Annotated in this window: 22 protein-coding genes, 1 tRNA gene, 1 pseudogene and 1 riboswitch; of the genes and pseudogenes, 7 read left to right on the top strand and 17 right to left on the bottom strand. The window is 63.6% G+C overall.

Going from position 1 to position 25,859, the window contains the following annotated elements; all coding sequences use genetic code 11:
- The first annotated feature begins 130 nt into the window (after positions 1-130).
- From M1B34_RS06085 to M1B34_RS06070, 4 genes are all read left to right on the top strand, one after another.
- Complete coding sequence (locus M1B34_RS06085) at positions 131-871, top strand: PA3715 family protein (RefSeq protein WP_268264665.1); 741 nt, start codon at positions 131-133, stop codon at positions 869-871.
- Positions 872-1,090: 219 nt separating this feature from the next.
- Complete coding sequence (locus M1B34_RS06080) at positions 1,091-2,431, top strand: GGDEF domain-containing protein (RefSeq protein WP_123336346.1); 1,341 nt, start codon at positions 1,091-1,093, stop codon at positions 2,429-2,431.
- Between the two features lie 129 nt (positions 2,432-2,560).
- On the top strand, positions 2,561-3,103 hold the full coding sequence (locus M1B34_RS06075; RefSeq protein ID WP_123336344.1) for a DUF4142 domain-containing protein: 543 nt from the start codon (positions 2,561-2,563) through the stop codon (positions 3,101-3,103).
- A gap of 162 nt (positions 3,104-3,265) precedes the next feature.
- Positions 3,266-4,141 (top strand): TylF/MycF/NovP-related O-methyltransferase, encoded by an 876-nt coding sequence (locus tag M1B34_RS06070; protein WP_268263263.1) that lies wholly within the window; start codon positions 3,266-3,268, stop codon positions 4,139-4,141.
- A gap of 374 nt (positions 4,142-4,515) precedes the next feature.
- Here M1B34_RS06070 and M1B34_RS06065 read toward each other — a convergent pair.
- From M1B34_RS06065 to M1B34_RS06015, 11 genes are all read right to left on the bottom strand, one after another.
- Positions 4,516-4,589 (bottom strand) — tRNA-Gly (locus M1B34_RS06065).
- A 251-nt stretch (positions 4,590-4,840) separates the two neighbouring features.
- On the bottom strand, positions 4,841-5,725 hold the full coding sequence (locus tag M1B34_RS06060; RefSeq protein ID WP_268263262.1) for an alpha/beta fold hydrolase: 885 nt from the start codon (positions 5,723-5,725) through the stop codon (positions 4,841-4,843).
- A gap of 344 nt (positions 5,726-6,069) precedes the next feature.
- Positions 6,070-6,762, bottom strand: a complete 693-nt coding sequence (locus tag M1B34_RS06055; RefSeq protein ID WP_268264664.1) for a 16S rRNA pseudouridine(516) synthase — start codon at positions 6,760-6,762, stop codon at positions 6,070-6,072.
- Between the two features lie 33 nt (positions 6,763-6,795).
- Positions 6,796-7,014 carry a cysteine-rich CWC family protein gene (locus tag M1B34_RS06050; protein ID WP_268264663.1) on the bottom strand — a complete coding sequence of 73 codons (219 nt, stop codon included), beginning with the start codon at positions 7,012-7,014 and terminating at the stop codon, positions 6,796-6,798.
- Entirely contained in the window at positions 7,007-8,494 is a 1,488-nt protein-coding gene (locus M1B34_RS06045) for a sensor domain-containing diguanylate cyclase (RefSeq protein WP_123336335.1), read from the bottom strand. Before M1B34_RS06045 ends, M1B34_RS06050 begins: the two co-directional genes overlap by 8 nt.
- A 152-nt stretch (positions 8,495-8,646) precedes the next feature.
- Positions 8,647-12,237 (bottom strand): urea carboxylase, encoded by a 3,591-nt coding sequence (uca, locus tag M1B34_RS06040; protein ID WP_268264662.1) that lies wholly within the window; start codon positions 12,235-12,237, stop codon positions 8,647-8,649.
- 179 nt (positions 12,238-12,416) lie between these two features.
- Positions 12,417-13,058, bottom strand: coding sequence for an urea amidolyase associated protein UAAP2 (locus tag M1B34_RS06035; RefSeq protein WP_268263257.1), 642 nt, complete (start codon positions 13,056-13,058; stop codon positions 12,417-12,419).
- Between the two features lie 11 nt (positions 13,059-13,069).
- Positions 13,070-13,795, bottom strand: coding sequence for an urea amidolyase associated protein UAAP1 (locus M1B34_RS06030; RefSeq protein WP_268264661.1), 726 nt, complete (start codon positions 13,793-13,795; stop codon positions 13,070-13,072).
- A gap of 13 nt (positions 13,796-13,808) precedes the next feature.
- Positions 13,809-14,597: an ABC transporter ATP-binding protein gene (locus M1B34_RS06025; protein WP_268263255.1), complete on the bottom strand. Its 789-nt coding sequence runs from the start codon at positions 14,595-14,597 to the stop codon at positions 13,809-13,811.
- On the bottom strand, positions 14,594-15,409 hold the full coding sequence (locus tag M1B34_RS06020) for an ABC transporter permease (RefSeq protein ID WP_268264660.1): 816 nt from the start codon (positions 15,407-15,409) through the stop codon (positions 14,594-14,596). The genes M1B34_RS06025 and M1B34_RS06020 overlap by 4 nt, the downstream gene beginning before the upstream one ends.
- Positions 15,410-15,437: 28 nt before the next feature.
- A complete protein-coding gene (locus M1B34_RS06015) occupies positions 15,438-16,505 on the bottom strand; it encodes a putative urea ABC transporter substrate-binding protein (protein ID WP_268263253.1) in 1,068 nt (355 codons plus the stop codon).
- A gap of 61 nt (positions 16,506-16,566) precedes the next feature.
- Positions 16,567-16,667, bottom strand: a riboswitch (guanidine-I (ykkC/yxkD leader).
- A gap of 374 nt (positions 16,668-17,041) precedes the next feature.
- On the opposite strand from M1B34_RS06015, the gene M1B34_RS06010 reads away from it, so the two are divergent.
- Positions 17,042-17,287 (top strand): hypothetical protein, encoded by a 246-nt coding sequence (locus M1B34_RS06010; RefSeq protein WP_268264659.1) that lies wholly within the window; start codon positions 17,042-17,044, stop codon positions 17,285-17,287.
- Between the two features lie 222 nt (positions 17,288-17,509).
- A pseudogene (locus M1B34_RS33980) lies at positions 17,510-17,884 on the top strand (hypothetical protein); the annotation flags it as partial.
- A gap of 273 nt (positions 17,885-18,157) precedes the next feature.
- Here M1B34_RS33980 and M1B34_RS06000 read toward each other — a convergent pair.
- Positions 18,158-19,270 (bottom strand): enoyl-CoA hydratase/isomerase family protein, encoded by a 1,113-nt coding sequence (locus M1B34_RS06000; RefSeq protein ID WP_268264658.1) that lies wholly within the window; start codon positions 19,268-19,270, stop codon positions 18,158-18,160.
- A 131-nt stretch (positions 19,271-19,401) separates the two neighbouring features.
- Here M1B34_RS06000 and ung point away from each other — a divergent pair, with 131 nt between their 5' ends.
- Positions 19,402-20,094, top strand: a complete 693-nt coding sequence (gene ung / locus M1B34_RS05995) for a uracil-DNA glycosylase (protein ID WP_123337503.1) — start codon at positions 19,402-19,404, stop codon at positions 20,092-20,094.
- Between the two features lie 80 nt (positions 20,095-20,174).
- Here the strand turns inward: ung and M1B34_RS05990 are convergent, their stop codons facing one another.
- From M1B34_RS05990 to M1B34_RS05970, 5 genes are all read right to left on the bottom strand, one after another.
- Positions 20,175-21,203, bottom strand: coding sequence for an AbrB family transcriptional regulator (locus M1B34_RS05990; protein ID WP_268264657.1), 1,029 nt, complete (start codon positions 21,201-21,203; stop codon positions 20,175-20,177).
- On the bottom strand, positions 21,196-22,710 hold the full coding sequence (locus M1B34_RS05985; RefSeq protein ID WP_123336313.1) for a tripartite tricarboxylate transporter permease: 1,515 nt from the start codon (positions 22,708-22,710) through the stop codon (positions 21,196-21,198). Before M1B34_RS05985 ends, M1B34_RS05990 begins: the two co-directional genes overlap by 8 nt.
- A 1-nt stretch (position 22,711) precedes the next feature.
- Positions 22,712-23,170 carry a tripartite tricarboxylate transporter TctB family protein gene (locus M1B34_RS05980; protein ID WP_268264656.1) on the bottom strand — a complete coding sequence of 153 codons (459 nt, stop codon included), beginning with the start codon at positions 23,168-23,170 and terminating at the stop codon, positions 22,712-22,714.
- Positions 23,171-23,227: 57 nt separating this feature from the next.
- A complete protein-coding gene (locus M1B34_RS05975; RefSeq protein ID WP_268264655.1) occupies positions 23,228-24,217 on the bottom strand; it encodes a Bug family tripartite tricarboxylate transporter substrate binding protein in 990 nt (329 codons plus the stop codon).
- A 167-nt stretch (positions 24,218-24,384) separates the two neighbouring features.
- Positions 24,385-25,677, bottom strand: a complete 1,293-nt coding sequence (locus tag M1B34_RS05970) for an OprD family porin (RefSeq protein ID WP_425273495.1) — start codon at positions 25,675-25,677, stop codon at positions 24,385-24,387.
- Positions 25,678-25,859: the final 182 nt, after the last annotated feature.

Raw genomic sequence — 25,859 nt, 5'->3', positions numbered from 1 at the left:
CTGCCCGGCATCGGGCGGCTTGGTTTCGCTGATACCGATTGCTCTTCACGGACGGTTGAACGCCGCGTGATCGCGGAGGATAGTGCGCCCTCAAAGGTGTGCACTGCCGCGCCATCACAAGGAGCCGTGAATGAACCTCCCATCCCCTTTGATCGCTTCTTTGGCCGTATTCGGGCTGTGGACGAGCGCGTCCCAGGCGGTTGCCGAGTGCCAGGCCCCGCAACGCACGCAGACCCTGCCGGGTTACGCGCTGTGCAAGGATTGGCCGGCGTTCCCTGGGCAAACCCTCACCGTGCTCTCCGAATTGCAGCCCGACCCCGTTCTGGGCAATGCCTCGGGTGACGGCCTCTATGACCTCCGCTTGGCACTGGTGGACAGCGCCAGCGGCAAGACCCTGGCCCGCTACCAGCAACCGTCGGCCTTTATGTCCGACGCCGTGGGTTTCGAGAGCCTGACCCTCGACACCGGGCGCTATCAACTGGCCCCACAGGTCCGCGCCTTTGGCGTGCGTGCCTCGTTCAAGGGCTCGTCCCGGGTCAACCCCATGGATCAAGTCTCGTTGAACCTCTATGTGCGGGAGGGCGAGAACCTGCGCCCGGTGATGGACAAGTTCCTGGCCTATTCCTACAGCGGCGAATGGGACGGCAACTGCGCCGGCGAACGCACGGAAACCACCCGTACCCTGGACATCGCCAAGACCCGCAGCCACGGTTATGCCGACCTGATCGTGCGCTCGGTCACGCTCACCACCACGGGCAAAGGCCAGGGCGAGCAATGCCAGTCCCGCAGCGTGACCGCCAAGCCGGTGCTGACCACCTTGCGTTATGATGGCCAGCGCTATGTCCTGCCTCAGGGGTTCCAGAGCCTCTAGCCGTTATCCCCGTTTAGGGGGCTGTTCCAATAGGTTCGCGCTCGGCCTGACGAACGCCGCTGGTGGTCGCCGGGCGCAATCGTGCAGAATCTCCTGCCTCTCATCAAGGCATACAGTGGCCGCAGGGCGGCGGCCGCGAACCGTCAACGGTGACCACCGTTGGACCCGCGTCAGGGATTGATACTCGTGCATCATTTTCATGGGCAGTCTCTTTTCCCGATGGCAAGCAAGAACTCCGCGCCCCTGGCCAGCTTTATCGACCTGCTTCTGGATGCCGTGTGTGCGGTGGATGCGCAGGGCCGTTTTGTCTTTGTCAGTGCCGCCTGCGAGCGGATCTTCGGTTACACCCCCGAGGAATTGATCGGCCGGCCGATGATCGAGCTGGTGCACCCGGCGGATCGCCAGCGCACCCTGCAGGCGGCTCGGGAAATCATGGCCGGGGCGCCGATGCCTAACTTCGAGAATCGTTACCTGCGCAAGGACGGGCGGGTGGCCCATATTCTCTGGTCGGCGCGCTGGTCCGAGGTCGACCAGTTGCGAATCGCCGTGGCCAGGGACATCACCGAGCGTAAGCAGGCGGAGTCGAAGCAGGCGGCGTTGTACGCCATCTCCGAGGCGGCCAATGCCACCGAGGATTTGCTGGCGCTGTTCCAGCGGGTTCACCGGATCATTGGCGAGTGGCTGCCCGCGTTGAATTTCTCTGTGGCGCTGTACGACGAGCACTGCCAGCAGTTGAGCTTTCCCTACCATGTGGATGACAGCGAAACCCGTCCGGACCACGCCGACAGCGTTACCGGCCAGCTCTGTGACCAAGTGCTGCGCAGCGGTCTGCCGGTACTGCTCAAGCCCGAAGCGCAGCCGCTCGACGAGGCCGGCTGCCGCCCCTGTTGGCTGGGGGTGCCGCTCAATTCGCAGAAGGGCACCATCGGCGCCCTGATCGTCAAAAGCACCTCGGGGGATCAGTGCTACACCGAGCAGGACCAAGAGCTGCTGTATTTTGTCGGGGCCCAGTTGACCACGGCCATCGAGCGCAAACGCCTGCATGCGCGGCTGCAATACCTGGCCGATTATGACCAACTGACCCAACTGCCCAACCGCGAGCTGCTCAAGGAGCGCCTCCGGCGTGCCCTGGTCCAGGCTCGGCGTGAGTCTGGGCGTATGGCTTTGCTGTATGTCGATCTCGACCAGTTCAAGCAGGTCAACGACACCTTCGGCCATGGCGTGGGCGACCTGTTGTTGCAGGCTGTGGCCAGTCGGCTCAAGCGTTGCGTGCGCGACACCGACACTGTGGCGCGTATCGGCGGTGACGAGTTCGTGATTCTTCTGGAGAACCTGCAACAGCCCGAGGACGCTGGCATCGTGGCCGAAAAAGTGCGCCATGTGCTCAGCGAACCTTTGCGTCTGGAGGGGCAATTACTGAGCGTGCTGCCAAGCATCGGCGTGGCGCTTTACCCTGAGCACGGGGTTGAGGAGCAGCAGTTGTTCAAGCATGCCGATGACGCCATGTATGCCGCCAAGCGTGCAGCGAAACAACGCTACAGCGAGCCAACATCAGGCTGATCGACGGCGACAGGCCAGGGGCCGTTCGTCGTGTCGGAGGCGGTTTTTCTAAACCTTTTCCGGTTGGGCGTTTCCCAGTCCATGCGGGTCTTGCGTGTTGCAGCCCCAATGGCCAAGAGGAAGAGAATCATGACCGACTCCAGAAACTCCCACTCGTGGAGCCCGTCCTTGTGCCGTACAGCCTTGGCGCTGTTGCTGGGCTTGAGTGCCGGCAGCGCGTTCGCCCAGTCGCCTGCGGCCTTTATCGACGAAGCGTCGGCCCAGGCCATGGCCGATATTGAAGCCAGTCGCCAGGCTCACCAGAAAACCTCTTCCAAAGAGGTCAAGGATTACACCATCCAGGTGATCAACGACCGCACCACCGCCAACCAGCACCTGGCCAAAATCGCCAAGAAACTCGACTTGCCCGTGGCCCCTCGGGAAGAGGTGGCCAGCAAGGCCAAGGCGATGATGCCCCAGGTGCCGGAAGGCGAAGGTTTTGACGCGGCCTATGCCGCCAGCCAGGTCAAGGCCACCGAAGAGGCCATCGAGCAGATCCAGCAGCAGGCGCAAACCAGCGAGGTGCCTGAACTCAAGGCCTTTGCCGAGGAAACCTTGCCCAAGCTGGAGACCCACCTGCAGATGGCCAAGGCCTTGCAGGCTGGGCGCCAGATCAACCCGCTGGAGGGCTGATCGGCCCGGCCTGACTCGTTAGAGGCTCATCCCCAACGGTTTGGAGTAAAGGTTCGTGCGCGCTGATGGAGTGCGCCGAGCCTTGCCTGTATTCTGCGTGCCTGGGGCGCTTGCCCTACGTCAGTCACCGGCGCCACTCCACTCGCTAGATAGGGATAATCCATGTCGCTCCCCGACGATTTTTCAGCCGAGCACTACCTGCACCTGCACCCGGATGTTAAGGCGGCCGGCCTTGATCCGGCGCAGCACTATCTGCGTTTTGGGCTTAACGAGGGGCGTGCCTACAAGGGCAATGCCCGCTATGTGGAGAAGACCACCCACAACCCCCTGATGCCGAAGATCGCCGACACCTATCACTACGATGGCCTGGCGTCCCGGCATAACCATGACTTTATGATCGACCCCACCTACATGGCGGCGTATGGCCGTGGGGTGAAGGCGGCGGGTGCCGACTATCAATGGTTCTGGCGCGTGCACATGGGCCTGTGGGCGGCGAGAACCGCGTTCAAGCTGCAGGGTGATTTTGTCGAGTGCGGGGTCAACCGCGGCTTCCTGAGCTCGGCGATCATGCATGACCTGGACTGGAACTACAGTGGCAAGCGCTTCTTCCTGCTGGACACCTTTGCCGGTCTGGATGAAAGCTCGCTCTCGGATGCCGAAGTGGAAGGTGGCGTGGCCGAGCGCAATCGCAAGGAGATCGCGTCGGGTTTCTACACCACCAACTTCGAAGCGGTGCAGCAGAACTTCGCCGAGTGGCCAGGGGCGATCCTGATTCAGGGCAGCATTCCCGGGACCCTCGATCAGATCGACGCACAGCGCATTGCGTTCCTGCACATCGACCTCAACTGCACCCAACCGGAAGTCGCGGCCCTGGATTACCTGTGGGACCGCTTGGTCCCTGGGGCGATCGTGCTGCTCGATGACTACGCCTTCTATGGCTACCAGCCGCAGAAAGAGGGCATGGACGAGTGGGCGGCGAACATGGGCGTGGCGATTGCCAGCCTGCCGACCGGCCAGGGCTTGCTGATCAAGACCTGAGGCGGCGCCAGCGAGATAAAAACCGGCACTCAGTGGCCGGTTTTTTTGCCTGCAATCGGCTTGCGGTCAGCGCTGCATTGAATTCAGGTTCAGCCAACTGACAGTGGCGGGCTGGTAAAAAAGCCCATGCCTGGCAGGAGCCGGGTGGCAACAAGGGGGCAACCACTGAACGCGGTCCTGGGCGAAAGCCCAGGGCCGTTTTTTTTGCGCACAAGCGTTGTCGCGACGCAGCCCGAGGTTTTCTCGGCAGTGATATGGGGTGGCGGCAAGAGCCATGGCCGAATGACGGGCATAAAAAAACCGGTCCATTGGACCGGCTCTTATCTGTGCTGTATCCCTCGTCATTGCATCCTGACGCTGGATTTGAAATGGACTGGAGCGGGTGAAGGGAATCGAACCCTCGTTATCAGCTTGGGAAGCTGGAGTAATGCCATTATACGACACCCGCTCGAACGGCTGACTTTGTACCAGATGTGAGCGCGGATTTGAAGTTTTTCTTTGTGTGGCGTGCGTTTGCGCGTGTGGAACGGGACGCGCGGGCAGGGGAGGGTGTCGACGGCGGGCGCTGGGCACGCAGAGGTGGGGCAGGCTGACAGGCAGGAAAACAGCAGGCGTTGCAGTCGATCGCGGACAAACCCTGTTGCTGGAAAAAAAACAGCGGATTCTCAGCAGCGCAAGGCTGCCCGCGATGACCTCATTTCAGAGCGCCAATGCATGGTGGTCCTGGACGTACTGATACCGCGAACGGCTTTCGTGCCTGGCCGGTTTCAGAAACCCCAGCAAGGCGTCGCGGCTGTCTCGGCAAGCGGATTTGTGTTCCATGTCGAGGAAGTGACCGGTCGCCTGGATGGTGCTGAAGCTGGAGTTCTGCACATGATTGGCGAATAGCTTGGCGTCATCGGCAGCGGTGTACTCGTCCCATTCGCCGTTCATGAACAACACCGGAACATCGATGCTGTTGGCCGCCTTGAGGTAGCACAGGCGATCGCTGTGGAGCACATGGCTGATGTGGAAATGCATCTGCCCGTATTCGTGCTCCGCCAGGCTGCTGACGTGGCGGTAGTTGAAGCGCTTGAACAACGACGGCAGGTGCTTGCCGATGGTGTCGTTGACCAGGTGGCCGACGCGATTGCCATCACGGCTGCCCAGGTAGTCGACGCCGCGTTCCAGATAGTCGCGCATCGGTTCGTTGATCACCGGCGAGAAGGAGCTGATCACGGCCTTTTCGATACGCCGCGGGCGATGCGCCAGGGCGATCAGGGTGGGCGCGCCGCCCCAGGAAAAGGACATCACGTGCTCAGCGGCGAAGTGGTCGATCAGTTCCAGGAGGATCTGCCCTTCGACTTCCTTGGTGAGCATTTTTTCATGCTTGTTGTGAGCCTTGGATTTGCCCGCGTAGGGCTGATCGTAGAGCACCACATTGAATTGCGGATGCAGGTTTTTCACGGTCTGGGCAAAAGACGCAGTAGTGGCCATCGAGCCGTTGACCAGAATGATGGTCTTTTCTGCGGCATCTGCGCGATAGAACTCCGTGTAAACCCGATACTGACCCTGTATATCCAGCACAGCGATTTCTGGCCTCATGTCGTAAGACTCCTGGCAAGCGGGTATGCGCGCAACTGAGTGTGCACGGGCTTTGTGACAGGTAGGCATACGCCTGGAATCTGGGAGCCCATGTCGATCCGATAAGGCAGGTCGACGGGTGTTGTTATAGGCGGGCGATCTGCTGGCGGGAATGCGGAGCCTGAGGGCTCACTGCCGGCAAAAAGTTTCTTAGAAGTATGGTGGTGACTCATCGGTCACATTTTGGCCGACGGTCTGATTCAAGCAGGGCTGCGACCAACCTGCAAGTGCCTTGGACAAATTGTTCGGCAGGTTCTGCCCAATGGTCATTTCTGGCCCCTGCGACGTGCGCAGTCGCGGCAGTTTCAGACTTGGCGGATTTCGCCGTCGGTCAATGCCCGGTACTCGCCCGGTTGCAGGTTCGCGTCCAGCAGCAACGGGCCCATGCGCTCACGATGCAGGCGCAGCACCTTGTTGTCGAAGTGGCCGAACATGCGCTTGACCTGGTGATAGCGCCCTTCAACGATGCTCAGCCGCGCGCAGCGTGGGCCGAGGATTTCCAGCTCGGCGGGCAGGGTGGTCAGGTCTTCGTAGGCAAAGTACAGGCCCTGGGCGAAGGTGCTGATGTACTCCGGGCCCAGCGGCTGTTCGGTTTCCACGTAGTAGAGCTTGGGCAGTTTGGTCTGCGGCTGGGTCAGGCGCCGGGACCACTGGCCGTCGTTGGTGATCAGCATCAGCCCGGTGGTGTTGTAGTCCAGGCGCCCGGCAATGTGCAGCTCGTGTTTGTCCGGCTCGTGGATCAGGTCCAGCACCGTGGCGTGTTCGGGGTCCTGGGTGGCGCTGACGCACCCCTGGGGTTTGTGCAGCATGAAGTAGCGGGCGCGCTTGCCCTCCTGCAGCAGCTCGGCGTCGAGTTCGACCCGGCTGAACTCCGTGACGTCGGCGCGGCTGTCCCTGACGACCTGCCCATCGATCCTGATCCGCCCCTGTACCAGCAGCAGGCGCACCTGTTGTCGGTTGAAGCGCGGCAGGTTGCTGAAGAAACGGTCTACTCGCATGGCAGTCGACGGTATTTGGAAGGGGCGCGCATCTTACGGGATCGGCTTGGCCGCTGCCTGCAACTGTGCCTCGACCTGGGCGCAGCGCGGGCACAGGCAGGCCAGGTCGCGCAGCGCCGCAGGCAGTGCTTCGAGCACGGCCGGGTCGATGCTCACGCTGTAGCACCAGCAGGCCTGGCTGGCGCGGCGAGGGTCGGCCAGGGTGCAGTCGTTGCGGGCACCACAGGCGGGGCAGAGGTCGGGTTTATTCATAGCTGGAGTGAGGCATTTCCACGCAGGTGCGGTTACGGCCGGTCTGTTTGGCACGGTACATCGCCTTGTCGGCGCGTGACAGCAGGTTGTGCAGCGTGTCGTCGGCTTGCAGGGTGGTCAAGCCGATGCTGACGGTCAGGTGCAGGGACTGCCCTTCGTACTCATAGTGCCGTTGTTCGGTCAGCAGGCGGATCTTCTCGGCAATTTTCAGGGCCGTGGCGCTGTCGGTGTCCTTGAGCAAGATGATGAATTCTTCCCCGCCCCAGCGGCAGACAATGTCCGACTGGCGCAGGCAGCTCTCCAGGTCCCGGGCGAAACCGGTCAGCACTTGGTCGCCGGCCAGGTGACCGTAGGTGTCGTTCAGGCGCTTGAAGTGGTCCAGGTCCAGCAGCAGGGCGCTGAGGGGCTTGGGCTCGCGTACGGCCTCGTGTATGGCCTGGGCCGCCAGCAGGTCGAAGCCGCGGCGGTTGGGCAGCCCGGTGAGGCTGTCGAGGGTCGCCTGGGCTTCAATCTTGCGTTGGTAACGGCGCACCACGCGGGCCAGCAAGGCGATCACCACCAGGGTCACCAGCAGGCAGATCAGCAGGTTGAGGTACAGCGACTGGCGGATTTCGCTGAGGGCGCCGTCTTCGCGCTTGTCGACGAACAGGTACCAGTTCAGCTCGGGAATAAAGCGCACATTGAGGAAGTGCCCCTGGCCCTGGGCCGAGTATTCGTAGCTGCCACTGTGGGGCTTGGGCAGCTTGGCGTGCAGTTCCTGCATGCTTGGCAGCTCGCTCAGCGACTGGCCGCTGCGGGCCCCGCCGGGGCCACCTTCGGCACCGGTGAGCACCAGGCGACCGAAGGTGTCGACGAAATACACACTGCGCTGGTAGCGCTGCTGATACTTGTCGATCAGCTTGATCACGGCGTCCACCGTCAGGCCCACGCCGGCGGCACCGATGAAGTTGTTCTGGTAGTCGTAGACCTTGTAGTTGATGAAAAAGGTCAGGTTGTCCTGGTTGGCCAGGTCCGGGTCGACGTTGATCTCGTAGGGCGCGGTCATGTCGCGAACCCGGAAGTACCAGGCGTCCCGGGGCTCATCGGCCTTGATCTTTTTCAGCACGCCCTTGGCCTGGTAGTAGGTCAGGCTGGTGTTGGAAACGAAGAACGCGGTGTAGGCGTTGTAGTGGGTCATGACCTCGTTGAGGTAGCGGGTCATTTGCATCGGGTCGCGTTCGCCGGCCACGACCCAGTCCCGCATAAAGGTGTCGCGGGCCATCATCGAGGAGATCAGGATCGGGCGGACCAGGTCTTTCTGGATTTCCGAATACACCGTGTCGGACGTCAGCGGCAGTTCGGTGTTGACGATGTTGTCGCGGATCGAAGTACGGGAGGCGTAGTAGCTGAGCAGCGACGTGGCAAGGAAGCCGCAGCCCAGCAGGGCAACCAGGGAGATAACCAACGAACGTTGTGAATACAGGGGAGAACGAAGCGACATGGCGATTCCGTTGGCAGTGGCCCGATGGGAGCCATTCTAGTGGCACGGCACGGAAATAACTGCGTCATTTAGCGGTGCCTTCGGCAGAAAATCAGCCCCTGCCGAGGGGCACCAAGATGGGCTCCAGGGCCCTGTCGCCGGCATGCTGGCCGTTACCGTTGTTCTTCCAGCACCACCACCCGTTGCCCGGCCTGCACCGCTGAACCGGGCTGCACTCGGACCTCGCGGACCACCCCGGCCACCGGGGCCAATAACGGGATTTCCATTTTCATCGACTCCAGGATCACCAGCACATCCCCCGCCGCGACCCGGCTACCGGTCTCCACCTGAACCTGCCAGAGGTTGCCGGCCAGGTGGCTGTCGACGCTCAATTGGCCGAGTTCCAGGGGCGTGTCGGCGCCGCTGGGGGCGCAGGCCTCTTCGCTGTCGAAGTGCGCCTGGCCGCTGGCGATCCAGCGTTCCCGTTCGGCCTGGAAAGCGCCTTGTTGTTGCTGCCGAAACGCCTCGATGCTCTCGGCCTGCTGCTGCAAAAAGGCCTGGTAGTCCGCCAGCTTGAGCTGGCTGTGCTGGATGTCCAAGTCGAAACGGCCAAGGGGAAAGTCGCGCCGAATCCGCAGCAGCTCATCGGCGCAGACCGGGTAGAAACGGATCTGGTCGAAGAAGCGCAGCAACCAGGGCTTGCCTTCGAACGCCGCGACCTCGCGGTAGCGGTTCCACATCTGCAAGGTGCGGCCGACGAACTGGTAGCCGCCCGGGCCTTCCATGCCGTAGACGCACAGGTAGGCGCCGCCGATGCCCACCGAGTTTTCCGCGGTCCAGGTTCGCGCCGGGTTGTATTTGGTGGTCACCAGGCGGTGGCGCGGGTCCAGCGGCGTGGCCACCGGGGCGCCGAGGTAGACGTCGCCCAGGCCCATCACCAGGTAACTGGCGTCGAACACCGTGCGCTGCACTTCGTCGAGGTTGGGCAGGTCGTTGATGCGGCGGATGAACTCCAGGTTGCTCGGGCACCAGGGCGCGTCCTTGCGCACCGTGGTCATGTATTTCTCGATGGCCAATTGGCAAGCCGGGTCGTCCCAGGACAAGGGCAGGTGAACGATGCGCGACGGCACTTGCAGGTCCTGGGCGGCGCACACCCCATCCCATTCACCGGCAATGATCCCCAGCAGGTCGGCCAGGGGCAGTTGCTCCGGTCGGTAGTGCACTTGCAGCGAGCGGATGCCCGGGGTCAGGTCGATCACCCCGGGCAGGGCCTTGGCTTCCAGGGCTTGCATCAAGGCGTGGCCGCGAAAGCGCAGCACCAGGTCCAGCTCCGGTGCGCCGATTTCCAGCAGCAGGTGAGTGTCCCCGGCCAGCCGCGCCACCAGCCGTCGATCGTCCTGGCCAAGGTCGAGGACCACCGGATCCTGGAGAGGGCCTGGCGCAAATGAAGGTTGCGGGCCCGAAGCGCTCAGCCAGTCCCGGCATGCGTTGCGGGCCTGCTCCAGGCTGACCGGAAAGAACTGCACCTTGTCGCCGGCCTTGAGCTGGCCCAGTTGCCACAGGTCGGCCTCGATTACCGTCACCGGGCAGACAAAACCACCCAGGCTTGGGCCATCCGGACCGAGGATTACCGGCATGTCGCCGGTAAAGTCCACGGCGCCGATCGCGTAGGGGTTGTCATGGATATTCGACGGGTGCAGCCCGGCCTCGCCACCGTCGGCCCGCACCCATTCCGGCTTCGGCCCGATCAGCCGCACCCCGGTGCGGCTGGAGTTGAAATGCACTTCCCACTGGGTGGTGAAGAAAGTTTCGATATAGCCCTCGGTGAAGTATTCCGGCGCGCCATGGGGGCCATAGATCACGCGGATCTGCCGCACGGGCGGCAACTCGACGAGCTGCTGCGGTGCCAGTTGCTGGCCGGCGCTGCGCTCGTTCAGGACCGGCAGGTGCAGCACGTCCCCGGCCCGCAGGGCACGACCGCCATGGCCGCCGAACTGGCCCAGGGTGAAGGTGCTTTTACTGCCCAGGTAATCCGGTACCTGCAGCCCGCCGCGCAGGCACAGGTAGCTGCGTGCCCCAGCCCCGGCGAGGGTGCCCAGGCTCAGGGTGGCGCCGGCCGGAATCAGCAGCGCGCGATTCATCGGCTGCGGTTCGCCGTTCAAGGTCAGGGGGATCACCGCGCCGGTCACGGCCACCACCGCATCGCAGTTGAAGCGTAGCAAGGGCCCGCTCATGGTGATTTCCAGGGCGGCGGCGCCCTCTTCGTTGCCCAGCAGGCGGTTGCCCAGACGCAAGGCTCGGCTGTCCATCGGCCCGGAAGGCGGCACGCCGACCGCCCAGTAGCCGAGGCGCCCGGGGTAGTCCTGGACGCTGGTCTGGGTGCCGGCGCTGAGCACTTCCAGGGTATTGGCCTGGTAGCTCAGGCCTTCCAGGCAACGGGTCCAGGGCCGGCCGCTGGCGAAAGGTGCCGCGAGCAGAATCTGCCGCAGGTAATCGCGGTTGGTCTCCACGCCATAGAGCACGCTGTCGCCCAGTACCTGATGCAGTGCCTGGCGCGCCTGTTCGCGGTCCGGGGCCCAACTGATGACCTTGGCGATCATTGGGTCGAAATAGGGTGGGATTTCGCAGCCGGCTTCGACCCAAGTGTCGATGCGCAGCTGTTTGCCATCGGCCTCCGGGAAGCTAACCGCCGTCAGCAGACCGGGGCTGGGCTGGAAATCCCGCCCCGGGTCTTCGGCGTACAAGCGCGCCTGGATGGCATGGCCGGACGCCTGAAGGGTCTGGCTCAGATGGCTCAGCGGCGGCAGGTCGCCAGCGGCCAATTGCACCATCCAGCGCACCAGGTCGACGCCCCAGACTTGCTCCGTGACCCCGTGCTCTACTTGCAAGCGGGTGTTCACTTCGAGGAAGTAGAAGCGTTGCGTGTCGCTGTCGAAGACGAACTCCACGGTGCCAGCGCTGCGGTAGTTGACCGCCTTGGCCAGTTGGATGGCCGCGGCGCACAGGGCTTCAGACATGCCTTCGGGCAGGTTGGGCGCCGGGGTTTCTTCAAGGACTTTCTGGTTGCGCCGTTGCACCGAGCAGTCGCGCACGCCGAGGGCGATGACCTGGCCCTGGCCGTCGCCGAACACCTGGACCTCCAGGTGCCGAGCGCGCTGGATGTATTGCTCGATAAACACCCCGGCGTCGCTGAAGTTGTTCTGGCCCAGGCGTTTGACCCCTTCGAAGCACTCACTCAACTCGGCAGCGCTGCGGCAGACGCGCATGCCGATGCCACCGCCGCCGGCGGTGCTTTTGAGCATCACCGGGTAGCCCACCTGCGCAGCGGCGAGCAGGGCGGCGTCGAGGTCGTCCAGCAGCTCGCTGCCTTCGAGCAACGGCACGCCTTGGGCACGGGCCAGGGCGCGGGCGGTGTGTTTCAGGCCGAACACGCGCAACTGATCGGGGGTTGGCCCGACAAAGGCGATGCCCGCAGCTTCGCAGGCTTCGGCGAAGGCCGCGTTCTCCGAGAGAAAGCCGTAGCCGGGGTGAATCGCCGTGGCGCCGCTGGCCCGTGCGATGGCGAGGATCTTGTCCACCGCCAGGTAAGTGCCCGCCGCGGCACCTTCGCCGAGGCTGTGGGCTTCATCGGCTTGCAAAATGTGCAGGCTGGCGGCATCGGCCTCGGAATACACGGCAACGCCTTTGACCTGCAGTTCGCGCAGGGTGCGCAGGATGCGACAGGCAATGGCGCCGCGGTTGGCGATCAAGAGAGTTTCGAACATGGCATAACCCCTGGAGGCGATCACGGATCCGCCTCGACCTGGGATGCGGGCCGTCCCGCAGTTGTCGATGGGCGCCAGGGTCGTCCCTGGCGGCAAAGTCCAGGCCCGGGGTTACTTCAGGTACTGCCCCGAACGGCTCTGGCACAGGGCGAACAACCAGCGACGCAGACGCGGGAATTTCAGTTCCATACCAGTAGCTCCGCAGGGGTGGGGTTGTAGGCGTTGCAGGGGTTGTTCAGTTGCGGGCAGTTGGAGATCAGCACGATCACGTCCATTTCCGCCCGCAGGTCGACGTATTTGCCAGGTGCCGAAATGCCGTCTTCGAAGGTCAGGCCGCCGTCGGCGGTGACCGGCACGTTCATGAAGAAGTTGATGTTGGGGCCGATGTCACCCTTGCCCAGGCGGCCATCGTGGGCGCAGGCCCGCAGGTAGTTGTCGCGGCAACTGTGCATGTAGCGTTTTTCCAGGGCGTAGCGCACGGTGTTGCTTTCCTGGGCGCAGGCCCCGCCCAGGGTGTCGTGCTGGCCGCAGGTGTCGGCCACGAGGGTCAGCATCGGCCGGCCCAGGTTGGAATAGAGCACGCTGCCGGTGCTCAGGTAGACCCGGTTTTGCCGGCGCAGGGTGCGTTGCACGTCATAGCGCTCCTTGGGGTTGGCCAGGCTGTAGAACAGGGTGTCCACGGCCTGGTTGCCTTCCAGGTCGAGGATGCGCAGGGTCTGACCGGCCTTGACTTCCATCAGCCAGGGTTCGCCGGCGGGGATGGTGGCGCGGTACACTGCGGTGTCGGGGTGTTTTTCAGCAGTGGCGAGGGCGAGAGACATGGCGGCGATCCTCAGGCGAACAGACGGTCGGTGTTGATGAAACCGCGCTCGTTCTCCGGGCGCGAAGTGCGGCAATGCTCGGCGACGCTGGGGTCGGCGTTCATCCAACTGAGCTTGAGCGGCTGGGGGGCGTATTCGGGGTTGGGGTCCATGGGGTGCTGCAGGGCAGTGAGCACCACCAGGGTGTCCATCGGTGCGTAGAGTTCGATGTAGTCGCCGGCCTTGGCGTTGCCGGGCACAAAATGCAGGCCGCCGTCGGCGTCCACATCGACCCGGCTGAACAGGTTCAGGGTCATCAGCAGGTCGGACAGGCCCAGGCCCCATTTGCCCAGTTCCACCAGCAAGTTGTCGGTGCCATTACGGTAGAAACCGTTGCGCCGTTCCTGGAAACGTCCCTGGCCGTACTTCTCTTCGACTTCCTCTGCGCACAGCACGCCACCGAGGCTGTCGCTCCAGCCGCAGGTGTCGGCGGTGATGGCCGCCAGCACCCGGCCCATGTCCGAGTACAGGCAGTGGCCGGCGGTGAGTTTGGCAGTGTGCTGGCACTTGAGGCTGTCGGGCAGGTTCAGGCGTTCGGTTTTCTCGTGGGCATTGAGCAGGGTCAGGCTGACGTTGGCGCCGCCGCGCAGGTCGGTCAGGCGCAGCAATTGGCCGCGCTTGAGGACAAAGGAGCGGTGGCCGCCGCCGGGCAATGTTTCTTCGGCGAAGGGCGGGAACAGTAGGGTCGAATCGGTCATGGCTAAAGTCCTCTCAAGCAATACGCAGCGTGCCTGCCAGCGTTGCCGGCAGGGCGTCGACGGCGGCGCGCAGTGCGCGGCGGTCGCTGTTCAAAGGGATGTCGTAGGTGATGCGTGCGCCATAGGCACCTGGGGCGTGGGGGTCGTGACGGACCTTGTCGAACACCAGCAAGCGGGTGCCCAGGCTGAAGCCTTCGGCCAGGTCGTGGGTGACCATGAACACCGTCAGCCGGGTTTCACGCCACAGCTCCAGGAGCAGTTGGTGCATGTCCTTGCGGATGCCCGGGTCGAGGGCGCCGAAGGGTTCGTCCAGCAGCAGTACCCGGGGTTTCATGATCAGCGCCTGGGCAATCGCCAGGCGTTGTTGCATGCCACCGGAGAGTTGGGCCGGGTACTTGTCCAGGGCATGGCCGAGGCCGACCTTGTGCAGCAGGGTGGCGGCCTGTTCCCGGGCTTCGCGCTTGGCGCTGCCGAACAGCCGGCCGAGCAGCGGCGAGCGTGGCAGTTCCAGGCCCAGGGCGACGTTGTCCAGCACCGACAGGTGGGGGAATACCGAGTAGCGCTGGAACACCACGCCGCGGCTGGGGTCCGGCTCGCCGAGCAGGGGCTGGCCATCCAGCAGGATCTCGCCGCGGCTGGCGCGTTCTTGGCCCAGCAGCAAGCGCAGGAAGGTCGACTTGCCGCACCCCGAGGCGCCCACCAGGGTGCAGAACTCTCCTTCGTTGATCTGTAGGTTGAGGCGTTCCAGCACCACTTGTCCGGCGTACTGCTGCCACAGGTTGTTGACCGTGATGAAGCTCATGGGCGTGCCCCTTCGTACCAGGGGAATGCGCGTCGGGTCAGGTACTTGAGGCCCCAGTCCATGAGCCAGGCGAGCAGGGTGATCCACACCACGTACGGCAGGATCACGTCCATGGCCAGGTAGCGGCGCACCAGGAAAATCCGGTAGCCCAGGCCATCGGTGGAGGCGATGGCTTCGGCGGCGATCAGGAACAGCCAGGCCGACCCCAGCATCAGGCGCAGGGCGATCAGCAGCCGTGGCAGCAATTGCGGCAGCACCACCCGCAGGATCAGGGTCCAGGTCGAGGCGCCCAGGGTCTGGGCCTTGATCAGCAGTTCCACGGGGATCTCCCGGGCCCGCTGTTCCAGGTCCCGGGCCAGGCAGGGGGTGATGCCGATGACGATCAGCATCACCTTGGACAGCTCCCCGAGGCCGAAGACGATGAACAGGATCGGCAGGATCGCCAACGGCGGCACCATCGACAGCACCGTCAGCAACGGCGACAAGGGCGCACCGAACAACGGCAAGGTGCCGGCGGCAATGCCCAGGCACAGGCCGGCCAGGGCGCTGATGCCCAGGCCCACGGCCAGGCGCTTGAGGCTTGCAGCGGTGTCTTGCCACAACAGGTAGTCGCCGCTGCGCGGGTCGGCGGTGAAGCCCAGGCGCTTGACCGCGTCGACCATCTGCACTGCGCTGGGCAGCAGCTTGTCGTTGGGGTTGTCCGCCAGGCGCTCGGTCGACCCCATGAAGTAAGCCAGCAGCACCAGGGCGAACGGCAGGAGCACCAGCAACAGGCGACTCGGGCGATCGGGGTGACGATTGATCAGGCGCATGGCCAGGTCCTCCAGGGGATGACAGGGCTCACAGCTGGTTGTCGGCGGCCAGTTGCACGTAGATCGGGTCGAAGCGCAGCTTGAGGTTGTTCTTGTCGCCGCTGCTGACCCCGCCGGCGAAACTCATGCCCACCGCGCTGGTGTCCTTGGCGCCTTCCCCCAGCAGGCCGTGCTGGAACGAGAACTCGGCGACCTTGCGCATGGTGTCCGGCAATTGCTTGCTGGTGGCGAAGGCCAGGGCTTCCTGGGGCGTGGCGAACAGCTTGGTGGTGTCCAGTTGTGCCTGGAACCCGGCGAGGTCGGTGCCCGAGGCCTTCGCCATGTGCTCCAGGGCGGCCTGGCTGGCGGCATTTTTGGCGTTCATCAGCGCCACCACTTCGAACCAGGCGCCGGTCAGGGCCTTGCCCAGGGCGGGGTTGTCTTTGAGGGTCTGGCTGTTGACCACCATCATGTCCATGATCTCGCCGGGGATCTGGCTGGAGTTGAAGACTTGCGTCACCCCGGGCTTGGCCTTGATGTCCGAGAGCATGGGGTTCCAGGTGGTCACGGCCTTGACTTGGTCAGTGTTGAAGGCCGCCGAGATGTCGGCGTCGGAGGTGTTGACCACCTTCAGGTCTTTTTCGCTCAGGTCCACCGAGTCCAGGGCGCGAGCCAGCAGGTAGTGGGACACCGAAAGCTCCACCAGATTGACGTCCAGGCCCTTGAGGTCGGCGACCGTCTTGCCTTCGCCCTTGAGCACGATGCCGTCGTTGCCATTGGAGAAATCGCTGACGATCAGCGCGGTGCTGTCCACGCCGCCGGCGGCGGGAATGGTCAGGGCGTCCATATTGGTCATGGTGCAGCCATCGAACTGGCCGGCGGTGTATTGGTTGATGGATTCGACGTAGTCGTTGAGCTGCACGACATCGATCTTGATCCCGTACTTCTTCGCCCATTTATCGACGATGCCCTGGCTGCCAGCGTATTCCCAGGGCATCCAGCCGGCGTAGAGGGTCCAGCAGACACTGAAGTGGTCTTTTGGCGCAGCGTGGGACGAGAGGCTCACCAGGGCGGCGAAGGCGGCGGCGAACAGGGCGGGTAAACGACGTGATGGCATGGCGGTTCTCCAGTTGATCAAGGGCGGACAGAAGGCAACGCGGCACCGTGAACGGTGGCTTGTCTCCCGGGCTTTTGTCCCGCCGTGTAACCTCAACTGGAGGTCGCCAACTCTCGGACCAGCCACTCGCGAATGCGAGCCGGAACCCTAGTCAGCCATTGCAAATTGTGGTGCCGCGAAGCTGTGATGACTCCTGCACCTTTGGGATAAAGCGAGAGCCGTGCCAAGTCGGCTCAACCCCCGGTCTTGAGGGGCTGGGCGGTTTTTGCGGCGAGCTGGAAGGAGGGCGGCTTGCGTTGAGTTGGTGCGCCTGCACCAGCGTGGGGCCGAGGTGGCGAGGCTAGAATGGGAGCTGACTGGCTCGGATCAGGTTGAGCCAAGGGTGTTTTTGCGAGGGCCTTGTCCTTCTGTCGGCAGGCCCGGGTGGCGGCGCACCGTCGGGGGTTTTTACGGTCTTATTGACTGTCAGCCTTGCTTGATCGGCTGACGCCGCCCAGCGTCGCTGGCGCGGCTTCCTTGCGGTCCAGGAGGCCGCCATGTCCCGTCGAATCCTGTTCGCTGCTGTGCTCGGCCTGAGCCTGGGCGCCTGTGTACCTTACTACCCCGGCCCGGGGTATTACCGCACCGATGTGTATACGGTGCCGGGCCCTTACTACTACGGTTATCGCCCGTATTACTACGGCGGTTATTACGGCCCTGGTTATTACCGCCCTCACTATTACGGAGGTTATGGTCCGCACTATTACGGTGGCGGTTATGGCGGCCGCCGCTGGCGTCATTGATCGATCTGGCGTTGCCTGCAAACCCGCGCTGCCCGTGTCTTGGGCGGCGCTTTTTTTGCTTGGCGCGGGCGGGGCGGTTGCCGGTCGGACAGTTGTTTCAATGTATTGCGAAAGCCGCACCAGATAGGCTTTTCGCGGTCAGATTATTCGTCAGCCAGAGCCTATCTGACTGCCGCTCGCCAGCGTCGCTGGTGTGGCTCATCCGCGGTCCAGGAGGCCGCCATGTATCGTCGACTGCTTATCACTGCGTTCCTGGGTTTGACTCTTTCTGCTTGCGTCCCCTATTACGGCGGAGGTTCCAGCTATTACAGCTCAGATATCTACAGCAGCCCGGCACCGAGCTACTACGGCGGCTCCTATTACAGCCCGGGCAGCACCGTCTACACGCAGCGCTACTACCAGGCTGCCCCCCGTTATTACCAGCCGGCCCCGCGCTACTATTCAGCGCCACGTACGGTCTACCGACCTGCGCCCAACCCGGGCTGGGGCGGTGGGCATAATCGTCCGAACTGGAACAACGGTGGTGGGCACGATCGCCCTAACTGGAATGGCGGCGGGCGTGACCGGCCGAACTGGAGCAACGGCGGCGGTGGGCGTGATCGGCCGAACTGGAACAACGGTGGCGGCGGACGTGATCGGCCCAACTTGAGCAGCGGTGGCGGCCATGACCGTCCCAACTGGAACAATGGCGGCGGGCAAAACCGACCCAATGGCGGAGGCGGTCGGGGTGATCATGGCGGTCGCGGTGACCGGGACCGAGGCCACGATGGTCGCGGCGACCATAACCGCTGATCCGGCTACGGCCGGGGTTTGAGACGTAAAAAAACGGCGCATGGAGCGCCGTTTTTTTGTGGGCGAGAGAAACCCGGGTCAGTAGTCCGACAAATCCGCCAATGGATGGCGACCTTCCCAGGCCTTGTGGAAGTGCGCTTCAACCACCGCTTCGGGCACGCTGTTGACATCCGGCCAGTGCCAATGGGGCTTGTGGTCTTTGTCGATCAGGCGCGCGCGCACCCCTTCACTGAACTCCGGGTGGCGGCAGCAGTTCAAGCTCAGGGTGTATTCCATCTGGAACACTTCGGCCAGGGACAGGTATCGCGCCCGACGGATCTGCTCCCACACCAGGTGCGCGGTCAGGGGGCTGCCCTCGCTGAGGGTTTTCGCCGCGCGGCTGAAGAGTTCATCGCTGTGGCCGCTCAATTGGCTGAGGGCGCGCCAGGCGCAGGCCACGTTACTGACATCCAACCACTCGTCGATCTGGCTTCGGCGCGGCAGCCATTGGGCTTGCGGCAGTTGCCCGACGGCCTCCTGCTGCAGGGCCTTGAGCAGGCTGTTGAGTTGCATGGGGATCTGTTCCTGCCAGTTGAGTTGCAGCAGGCCGTCGATCAATTCTTCCTGTTGTTCGTCCAGCAAGAAGCGGTCGGCGAGGTCCAGGTCGAGGGCGTCACGGCCGTTCATATGGGCACCGGTCAAACCGAGGAACAGCCCGAGCTTGCCCGGCAGGCGCGAGAGGAACCAACTGGCGCCCACGTCCGGGTACAGACCGATGCTGATTTCCGGCATGGCCAGCCGGCTGCTGGGGGTGACGATGCGGATATTGGCCCCCTGCAACAGCCCCATGCCGCCGCCCAGCACGTAACCGTGGCCCCAGGCGATCAGCGGTTTTGGGTAGGTGTGCAAGCGGTAGTCGAGGCGATATTCGTCGGCGAAGAACTGCGCGGCCAGGGGCGGGACCTGCCCCGGGTGCGCCCGGCAGGCCTGGACCAGGCTGCGCACTTCACCGCCGGCGCAAAAAGCCTTGGCACCGTTGCCGCGCAGCAGCACACACACCACTTGCGGGTCTTTGGCCCAGGTGTCGAGACGTTCGCTCAAGGCCTGGATCATTGGTAGGGACAGGGCATTCAGGGACTTTTCGGCATCCAGGCTGGCGATGCCGAGACGGGCGCCATCGGTGCCGGTCAGTTCTTCGAAGTGCAGATTCATCGTGACCTCGATCGGAAATTTGAGCGCTCAGTATGATCGCTGTGGGGCAAAGTGTCGGTTCTGTGTCAGATCAATTGACAAGCGTGGTGGGCTTTTCTAGGGTGCGGCCATTGTTTTTTCCGGGTGCCCCCATGACTGTCGACGACCGTATCAAACTCGAACCGAGCTGGAAGGAAGCACTGCGTGCCGAATTCGACCAGCCCTACATGACAGAGTTGCGTGAGTTCCTGCGCCAGGAACACGCTGCCGGCAAAGAGATCTACCCGCCGGGCCCGATGATTTTCAACGCGCTCAACTCCACGCCGCTGGACAAGGTCAAGGTGGTGATCCTCGGCCAGGACCCGTACCACGGCCCGGGCCAGGCCCACGGCCTGTGCTTCTCGGTGCAGCCCGGGGTGCCGGCGCCGCCGTCCTTGGTGAACATCTATAAAGAGCTCAAGCGCGACCTGAACATCGACATCCCCAACCACGGCTACCTGCAAAGCTGGGCCGACCAGGGCGTGCTGATGCTCAACACCACCATGACCGTGGAGCGGGCCAACGCCAATGCCCATGCGGGCAAAGGTTGGCAGTTCTTTACCGACCGGATCATCGAAGTGGTCAGCGAGCATCAGCCGCATTTAGTGTTCCTGCTGTGGGGCGCCCATGCCCAGAGCAAGCAGAAGCTGATCGACGCCACCAAGCACTTGGTGTTGACCTCGGTGCACCCGTCGCCGTTGTCGGCTTATCGAGGGTTTCTTGGCTGCGGGCATTTCAGCCGCACCAACAAGTACCTGGAGCAGAACGGCGAGACGCCGATCGAGTGGCGCCTGCCGCCGCTTTAAGGTCGAACTCAAGGCGAGGTGGGAGTTGGGTGGTTGGTGGTGAGGGCGCTATCGCCGGCGAGCCGGCTCCTGCGGTGGGGTTAAGGTTGGCGGTTCCAGTGGCGGAATAACGGCTCTGCCAGAAACAGCACAAACAACAAGCGCATCACCTGCATCGCCGTCACCAGGGGCACCGACAGTTGCAGCGTCTCGGCTGTCAGGCTCATTTCCGCAATACCGCCGGGCATCATGCCCAGGGTCAGTGAACGCAGGTCCAGATGGGTCAGGGCGCTCAGGGCCAGGGCCGCGAGGCTGGCGATCAGCATGGTCAGGGCCGTGCCAATCAGGGTGCGGCCCATAAACGATGGGGCGCGGCGAAAAAACTGGCGGTTGAAGTGACAGCCCAGGCCGCTGCCGATCAGCCATTGGCCGATCTGGCTGCCACCGTCCGGCAGGCCGATGTGCAGGTCCCAGCCGATGCTCACTGCGGCGCTCACCAGCAAGGGGCCGAACAACCAGGGGTTGGGCTGGCGCAGGCGTTGCCAGATCCAGGCGAGCAGGGCACCCGCCGGAAACAGCAGCGCCAGCCAATAGACGTCGACACTGGCCGGGTGCAACTGCGGCACGCCGTCGCCCAACAGGTACTTGAAGGCGGCCGGCACACACAGCACCACCGTCAGCACCCGCAGGCTCTGCCCAGCGGCAACCCGGCTGAGCACCGCGCCATTGCGCGCGCCGAGGTTGACCATTTCGCCGGAACCCCCCGGCATGCTGGAGAAAAACGCAGTGGCCCGATCCTCACCGGTGCGCCGCAGCAACCAGACCCCGACCACACTGGACAGGCTGGTGACCAGGGCCCCGAAAAAGATCAGGCCGAAGTGGCTCATCACCTGCTGCATCACCACCGGGGTGAAGTGCAGGCCGATGCCGATGCCCACCACCCATTGCCCGCATTTACGGCCGCCGGGGATTTCCGCCAATTGCCAGGGGGTCAGGCAGCGCACCAGGATGATCGCCAGTAACGAGCCGACCATCCAGGGCAGCGGCCAGCCGACCTGGCTGGCGAGGTAACCGCCAGCCAGACCCACCAGGGGCGTGCCCCACCACTGTCTGAAGGTGACCTCAGACATCGGCCACCGTGCGTTGCTGTGCCGAGCGTTTGCGCCAGATGCGCAACAGCGGCATGAGCAGCATGAGGATGGTCAGGATCCACACACCCAGGGTGATCGGGCTCGACCAGAGGATCTCCATCGCACCGTTGGAAATCGACAGGGCGCGACGCAGGTTCTGCTCCATCAGGCCGCCGAGGATAAAGCCCAGCAGGACCGGCGACAGCGGGAAGTCCAGCTTGCGCAGGATGTAGCCGAAGATGCCGATGCCGACCATCAGGAACAGGTCGAAGGTGGTGGCGTGCACCGCGTAGACGCCGATCCCGGTGATGATCGCGATCACCGGCACCAGGGCCCAGTTCGGCACGGCCAGGATGCGGGTGAAGATGCGGATCATCGGGATGTTGAGGATCACCAGCATGATGTTGGCGATGAACAACGAGGCGATCAGGCCCCAGACAATGTCCGGTTGCTGCTGGAACAACAGCGGGCCCGGGGTGATGTTGTACAGCGACAGGGCGCCGATCATCACCGCCGTGGTGCCGGAACCCGGGACGCCGAGGGTCAGCATCGGCACCAGCGCGCCGCAAGCGGAGGCCCCGATCGCGGTTTCCGGGGCGGCCAGGCCACGGGCGTCGCCCTGGCCGAATTTGCCGCTGGCACCTGCGATGCGTTTTTCAGTCATGTAGGCCACGGCACTGGCCAGGGTCGCGCCGGCGCCCGGCAGCACACCCATGATGAAACCCAGCAGGCCGCAGCGCACGTTCACCACGAACACCGAGGCCGCTTCCTTGAAGTTGAACATCATGCGCCCGGTGGCTTTCACCGCTTCCTGGCCGCGATGGGTCTTTTCCAGCAGCAAGAGGATTTCGCTGATGGAGAACAGGCCCAGCACCAGCACCACGAACTGAATGCCGTCGGTGAGGTGGATGTTGTCGCCGGTGAAGCGGTACACGCCGCTGTTGGCGTCGATGCCCACCGCCGACAGGAACAGCCCGATCAGGGCGGCGATAAAGGTCTTCAACGGCCGGTCGCCGGCCATGCCGCCGAGGCAGACAATGGCAAACACCATCAGCACGAAGTATTCCGCCGGGCCGAAGGCGATCGCCCATTTGGCCAGCAGCGGGGCAAATAGCACCATGCCGCAGGTGGCGATGAACGCGCCGATGAACGAACTCCAGGCCGACAGCGACAAGGCCACGCCGGCCATGCCTTTGCGAGCCATCGGGTAGCCGTCGAGGGTGGTCATCACGGTGGAGGCTTCCCCCGGGATGTTCAGCAGGATCGAGCTGATCCGGCCGCCGTATTCGCAACCCAGGTACACCGCTGCCAGCAGGATCAACGCCGACTCCGGGGGCAGGCCCAGGGCGAAGGCGATGGGGATCAGCAGGGCCACGCCGTTGATCGGGCCCAGGCCCGGAAGCAGGCCGACCACGGTGCCGATCAGGGTGCCGGCGAGGGCGGTGACCAGGTTGTAAGGGCTCAGCGCGACGCCGAAACCCTGGCCCAAATAGCCAAGAGTATCCATATCAGTTCTCCAGAACGTCGAGCAGGCCCAGGGGCAGAGGCACATCCATGACCCGGTCGAAGAGCACGTACAGCCCGATGGCCATCAAGGTGGTGACCAGGGCGCTGGGCAGCCAGCGACCGCCGTACAGGCGCGCCATGGGAATGCCGATCAGCATGCTGCTGAGGATGAAGCCCAGGGGCTCGAACAGGCCGGCAAACACCAGCAACAGGACCACGCAGATGGCGATCTTGGTCAGGGTTTCGCGGTCCAGGGGCGGCTCGTCTTCGGTGTGCTTGATGGGGGCCGGACGAAACACCATGTACAGCAACGCCAGGCCCATCAGCCCGAGCATCAGCAGGGGGAAGGCGCGGGGGCCGACCGGTTCATAGGAAAAAGCCGCCTGGTACGGCCAGGCCATCAGGGCCAGGCCGACACACACCAGCAACAGCACCGAGGCGAAAATACGTTGAATGAGCATGGCAAACTCCTGAGCCCGGTCCTCGTCGCGAGGATCGGGCTGTGAGAACAGGGGCGATTACTGAATCAGGCCGAACTCTTTGGCCAGGGTCTTGTAGTCGGCGACCTGTTTTTTCACATAGGTGTCCAGCTCGGGGCCGGTCATGGCGAAGGGGAACAGCTCGCGCTGGTCACGCAGCTTGGCGAACTCTTCCGACACCAGCAGCTTGTCGAAGGCCTCTTTCCACCAGGCGTATTCCGCGTCGGTGACTTTCGGCCCGAGGTAGAAACCACGCACCACCGGCCAGACGATGTCGTAGCCCTGTTCCTTGGCGGTGGGGATGTCTTTCATTTCCGGCTCGTCCAGGCGCTTTTCGGAGAACACCGCCAGCAGGCGCATGTCACCGGCGAGGATGTGCGGCATGGAGTCGGAGATGTCGGTACTGCCGACCTGGATATGCCCGCCGAGCAGGGCGGTGGCGATTTCACCGCCGCCTTCCAGGGCCACGTAGCGCAGGTCACGGGGGTTGATGCCGGCGGCCTTGGCGATCAGCGCGGTCTGCATCCAGTCCTGGCTGCCGACGGTGCCGCCGGAGCCGATCACCACTTTGCTCGGGTCTTTTTTCAGCGCCTGGACCAGATCGTCGAGGTTCTTGTAGGGCGAGTCGTTTTTCACCGCGATGGCGCCGTAGCTGGTGCCGACAGCGGCGAGCCAGCGCACGGCGCTTTCATCGAAACGACCGAACTTGCCCTGGGCCAGGTTCAGCAGCGAACCGCTGGACCAGGCCACCAGGGTCCCGGCATCGGCGGGGCGCTGGGCCACCACCGCGTTGTAAGCCACCGCGCCGACACCGCCGGGCATGTAGGTGACGCGCATTGGTTTGCTCAGCAGTTTTTCGTTGACCAGGGCGCTTTGCACCAGTTTGCAGGTCAGGTCGAAGCCGCCGCCGGGGGAGGCCGGAGCAATGCATTCCGGGCGCTTGGGCTCGGCGGAAGAAGCCGCCAGCAGTTGGCCGGCAAACAGCATGCAGCCAGCGGCGAGGGCCAGTTTACGCAGTGATAAGTCCATGATCGTCTCCACAGGAGTTGTTGTTGGTCTGTTCGGGTCATCCTCGACCCTGATCTGTAGGCGCTGGCTTGCCGGCGATGGCCCATGGGTCCTGTGCGGGACCTGCGGGCCTCTTCGCTGGAAGCCAGCCTCTACGAAACGGCTAAAGGGTGAAGCCAGGTCTCTGCTTACCAAAGGTCCACGTTGTAGCTCACCAGCAAGCGCACTTCGTCCGCGTCACGAGCCGAGTAGTTGGAGCGGTAGGTGGCGTTGCGCAGGCGCAGGGCGACGTCCTTGAAGGTGCCGTTTTGCACCACGTATTTGATTTCGCTGTTGCGTTCCCACTCTTTGCCGGTGTCGCCGTTCTTCAGCTGGATGTTGTCGCCGCTGATGTAGCGGGTCATGAAGCTCAGGCCGGGCACCCCGAGCTTGCCGAAGTCGTAGTCGTAGCGAGCCTGCCAGGAGCGCTCATCGGCGCCTGCGAAGTCGTTGATCTGCACGAAGTTGACCAGGTACGGGTCGGTGCCATCCACGTAGGGGAATGCATTGTCGCCGGACATGCGCTGGTAACCGGCGCTGAGTTTATGGCCATTGAGGGCATAACTCACCAAGCCGTTGAGGGACTTGTTGTCGATCTTGCCGCCACGGGCCTGGCCCTGGTCGTCACTGATGGCCAGGCGCAGGTCGCTGGCGAAGGTGCCGGGGCCTATGGGCTGGGAGGCTACCAGGCCGATGAAGTGTTGTTTGTAGACGTCGTCCAGCTGGGCGTAGTGGTAGCTGCCGGTGATTTTGTCGGTGAACTTGTAGTCCAGGCCGCCGAAGTCGAAATGCTCGCTCTTCACGTCGTCGGCGAAGCGGCCGTTCTTGTTGTTGAGGCGCAGCTCCTCGTAGTTGCTGTCGTCACGGTCCTTGGCCTTGTTCAGGCGGCCACCGGTGAAGGTCAGGTTCTTGATTTCCTTGGAGGTCAGCAAGCCACCTTCGAAGGTCTGCGGCAGGATGCGCCCGTCGTTGGGTTTGAGGGTCGGCAGTTCGGGGATCAGGCTGCCGATCTTCAGCTCGGTGGACGAGACCCGGACCTTGCCGGTCAGGCCGAGCTTGGAGTACTGGTCTGCCGCACGGCCATCATCGTGCGTGGGCAGCAGGCCGGTGCCGGTGCGGTCCGGGCTGGAGTCGAGCTTGACCCCCAGCATGCCCAGTACATCGACGCCGAAGCCCACGGTGCCTTCGGTGTAGCCCGATTGCAGGTTGAGCATGAAGCCCTGGGCCCATTCGTCGCGCTTGGATTGCTGGGCACTGGTGCCGTCGCGGAAGTCACGGTTGAAGTACATGTTGCGGGTTTCGAAGTTGGCCGTGCTGTCTTCGATGAACGCGGCCTGGCTCAACGGCGAAAAGCCGGCGAGGGCGGCGGCACTTGACCAGGGCGGTGTGGCTAGACGGGAAAAAACGCGCGGCTGGCTAAGCCTGAGTTGCATGGATGGCATCCAGTGGTACTCCGTTATTGTTCTTATTTGGCGAAAACGCTTCGAGGCGTTTTTTCGAATGGCCACTCGGGGTGGCCACGGCAGTCGGGACTGTCCGTGGAGCGACTCTAAAGGGCCAACCTTTCGCTAACCTTTCAGCTGGCTTTCACGGTTTTCGGGCTTCACAGCGACGGTTTGCGCTG

Source organism: Pseudomonas morbosilactucae (genome assembly GCF_023241715.1).
In the GTDB taxonomy this organism is placed as follows: Bacteria; Pseudomonadota; Gammaproteobacteria; order Pseudomonadales; family Pseudomonadaceae; genus Aquipseudomonas; species Aquipseudomonas morbosilactucae.
The sequence above is the reverse complement of the archived record's forward strand: the minus strand, read 5'-3'. Positions and strand labels throughout refer to the sequence as shown.

What these genes read in the sequence shown, in the direction of transcription:
- M1B34_RS06085 (WP_268264665.1), top strand. Translation starts at nt 131, where the DNA reads ATGAACCTCCCATCCCCTTTGATCGCTTCTTTGGCCGTATTCGGGCTG.
- M1B34_RS06080 (WP_123336346.1), top strand. Translation starts at nt 1,091, where the DNA reads ATGGCAAGCAAGAACTCCGCGCCCCTGGCCAGCTTTATCGACCTGCTT.
- M1B34_RS06075 (WP_123336344.1), top strand. Translation starts at nt 2,561, where the DNA reads ATGACCGACTCCAGAAACTCCCACTCGTGGAGCCCGTCCTTGTGCCGT.
- M1B34_RS06070 (WP_268263263.1), top strand. Translation starts at nt 3,266, where the DNA reads ATGTCGCTCCCCGACGATTTTTCAGCCGAGCACTACCTGCACCTGCAC.
- M1B34_RS06060 (WP_268263262.1), bottom strand. Translation starts at nt 5,725, where the DNA reads ATGAGGCCAGAAATCGCTGTGCTGGATATACAGGGTCAGTATCGGGTT.
- M1B34_RS06055 (WP_268264664.1), bottom strand. Translation starts at nt 6,762, where the DNA reads ATGCGAGTAGACCGTTTCTTCAGCAACCTGCCGCGCTTCAACCGACAA.
- M1B34_RS06050 (WP_268264663.1), bottom strand. Translation starts at nt 7,014, where the DNA reads ATGAATAAACCCGACCTCTGCCCCGCCTGTGGTGCCCGCAACGACTGC.
- M1B34_RS06045 (WP_123336335.1), bottom strand. Translation starts at nt 8,494, where the DNA reads ATGTCGCTTCGTTCTCCCCTGTATTCACAACGTTCGTTGGTTATCTCC.
- uca (WP_268264662.1), bottom strand. Translation starts at nt 12,237, where the DNA reads ATGTTCGAAACTCTCTTGATCGCCAACCGCGGCGCCATTGCCTGTCGC.
- M1B34_RS06035 (WP_268263257.1), bottom strand. Translation starts at nt 13,058, where the DNA reads ATGTCTCTCGCCCTCGCCACTGCTGAAAAACACCCCGACACCGCAGTG.
- M1B34_RS06030 (WP_268264661.1), bottom strand. Translation starts at nt 13,795, where the DNA reads ATGACCGATTCGACCCTACTGTTCCCGCCCTTCGCCGAAGAAACATTG.
- M1B34_RS06025 (WP_268263255.1), bottom strand. Translation starts at nt 14,597, where the DNA reads ATGAGCTTCATCACGGTCAACAACCTGTGGCAGCAGTACGCCGGACAA.
- M1B34_RS06020 (WP_268264660.1), bottom strand. Translation starts at nt 15,409, where the DNA reads ATGCGCCTGATCAATCGTCACCCCGATCGCCCGAGTCGCCTGTTGCTG.
- M1B34_RS06015 (WP_268263253.1), bottom strand. Translation starts at nt 16,505, where the DNA reads ATGCCATCACGTCGTTTACCCGCCCTGTTCGCCGCCGCCTTCGCCGCC.
- M1B34_RS06010 (WP_268264659.1), top strand. Translation starts at nt 17,042, where the DNA reads ATGTCCCGTCGAATCCTGTTCGCTGCTGTGCTCGGCCTGAGCCTGGGC.
- M1B34_RS06000 (WP_268264658.1), bottom strand. Translation starts at nt 19,270, where the DNA reads ATGAATCTGCACTTCGAAGAACTGACCGGCACCGATGGCGCCCGTCTC.
- ung (WP_123337503.1), top strand. Translation starts at nt 19,402, where the DNA reads ATGACTGTCGACGACCGTATCAAACTCGAACCGAGCTGGAAGGAAGCA.
- M1B34_RS05990 (WP_268264657.1), bottom strand. Translation starts at nt 21,203, where the DNA reads ATGTCTGAGGTCACCTTCAGACAGTGGTGGGGCACGCCCCTGGTGGGT.
- M1B34_RS05985 (WP_123336313.1), bottom strand. Translation starts at nt 22,710, where the DNA reads ATGGATACTCTTGGCTATTTGGGCCAGGGTTTCGGCGTCGCGCTGAGC.
- M1B34_RS05980 (WP_268264656.1), bottom strand. Translation starts at nt 23,170, where the DNA reads ATGCTCATTCAACGTATTTTCGCCTCGGTGCTGTTGCTGGTGTGTGTC.
- M1B34_RS05975 (WP_268264655.1), bottom strand. Translation starts at nt 24,217, where the DNA reads ATGGACTTATCACTGCGTAAACTGGCCCTCGCCGCTGGCTGCATGCTG.
- M1B34_RS05970 (WP_425273495.1), bottom strand. Translation starts at nt 25,677, where the DNA reads ATGCCATCCATGCAACTCAGGCTTAGCCAGCCGCGCGTTTTTTCCCGT.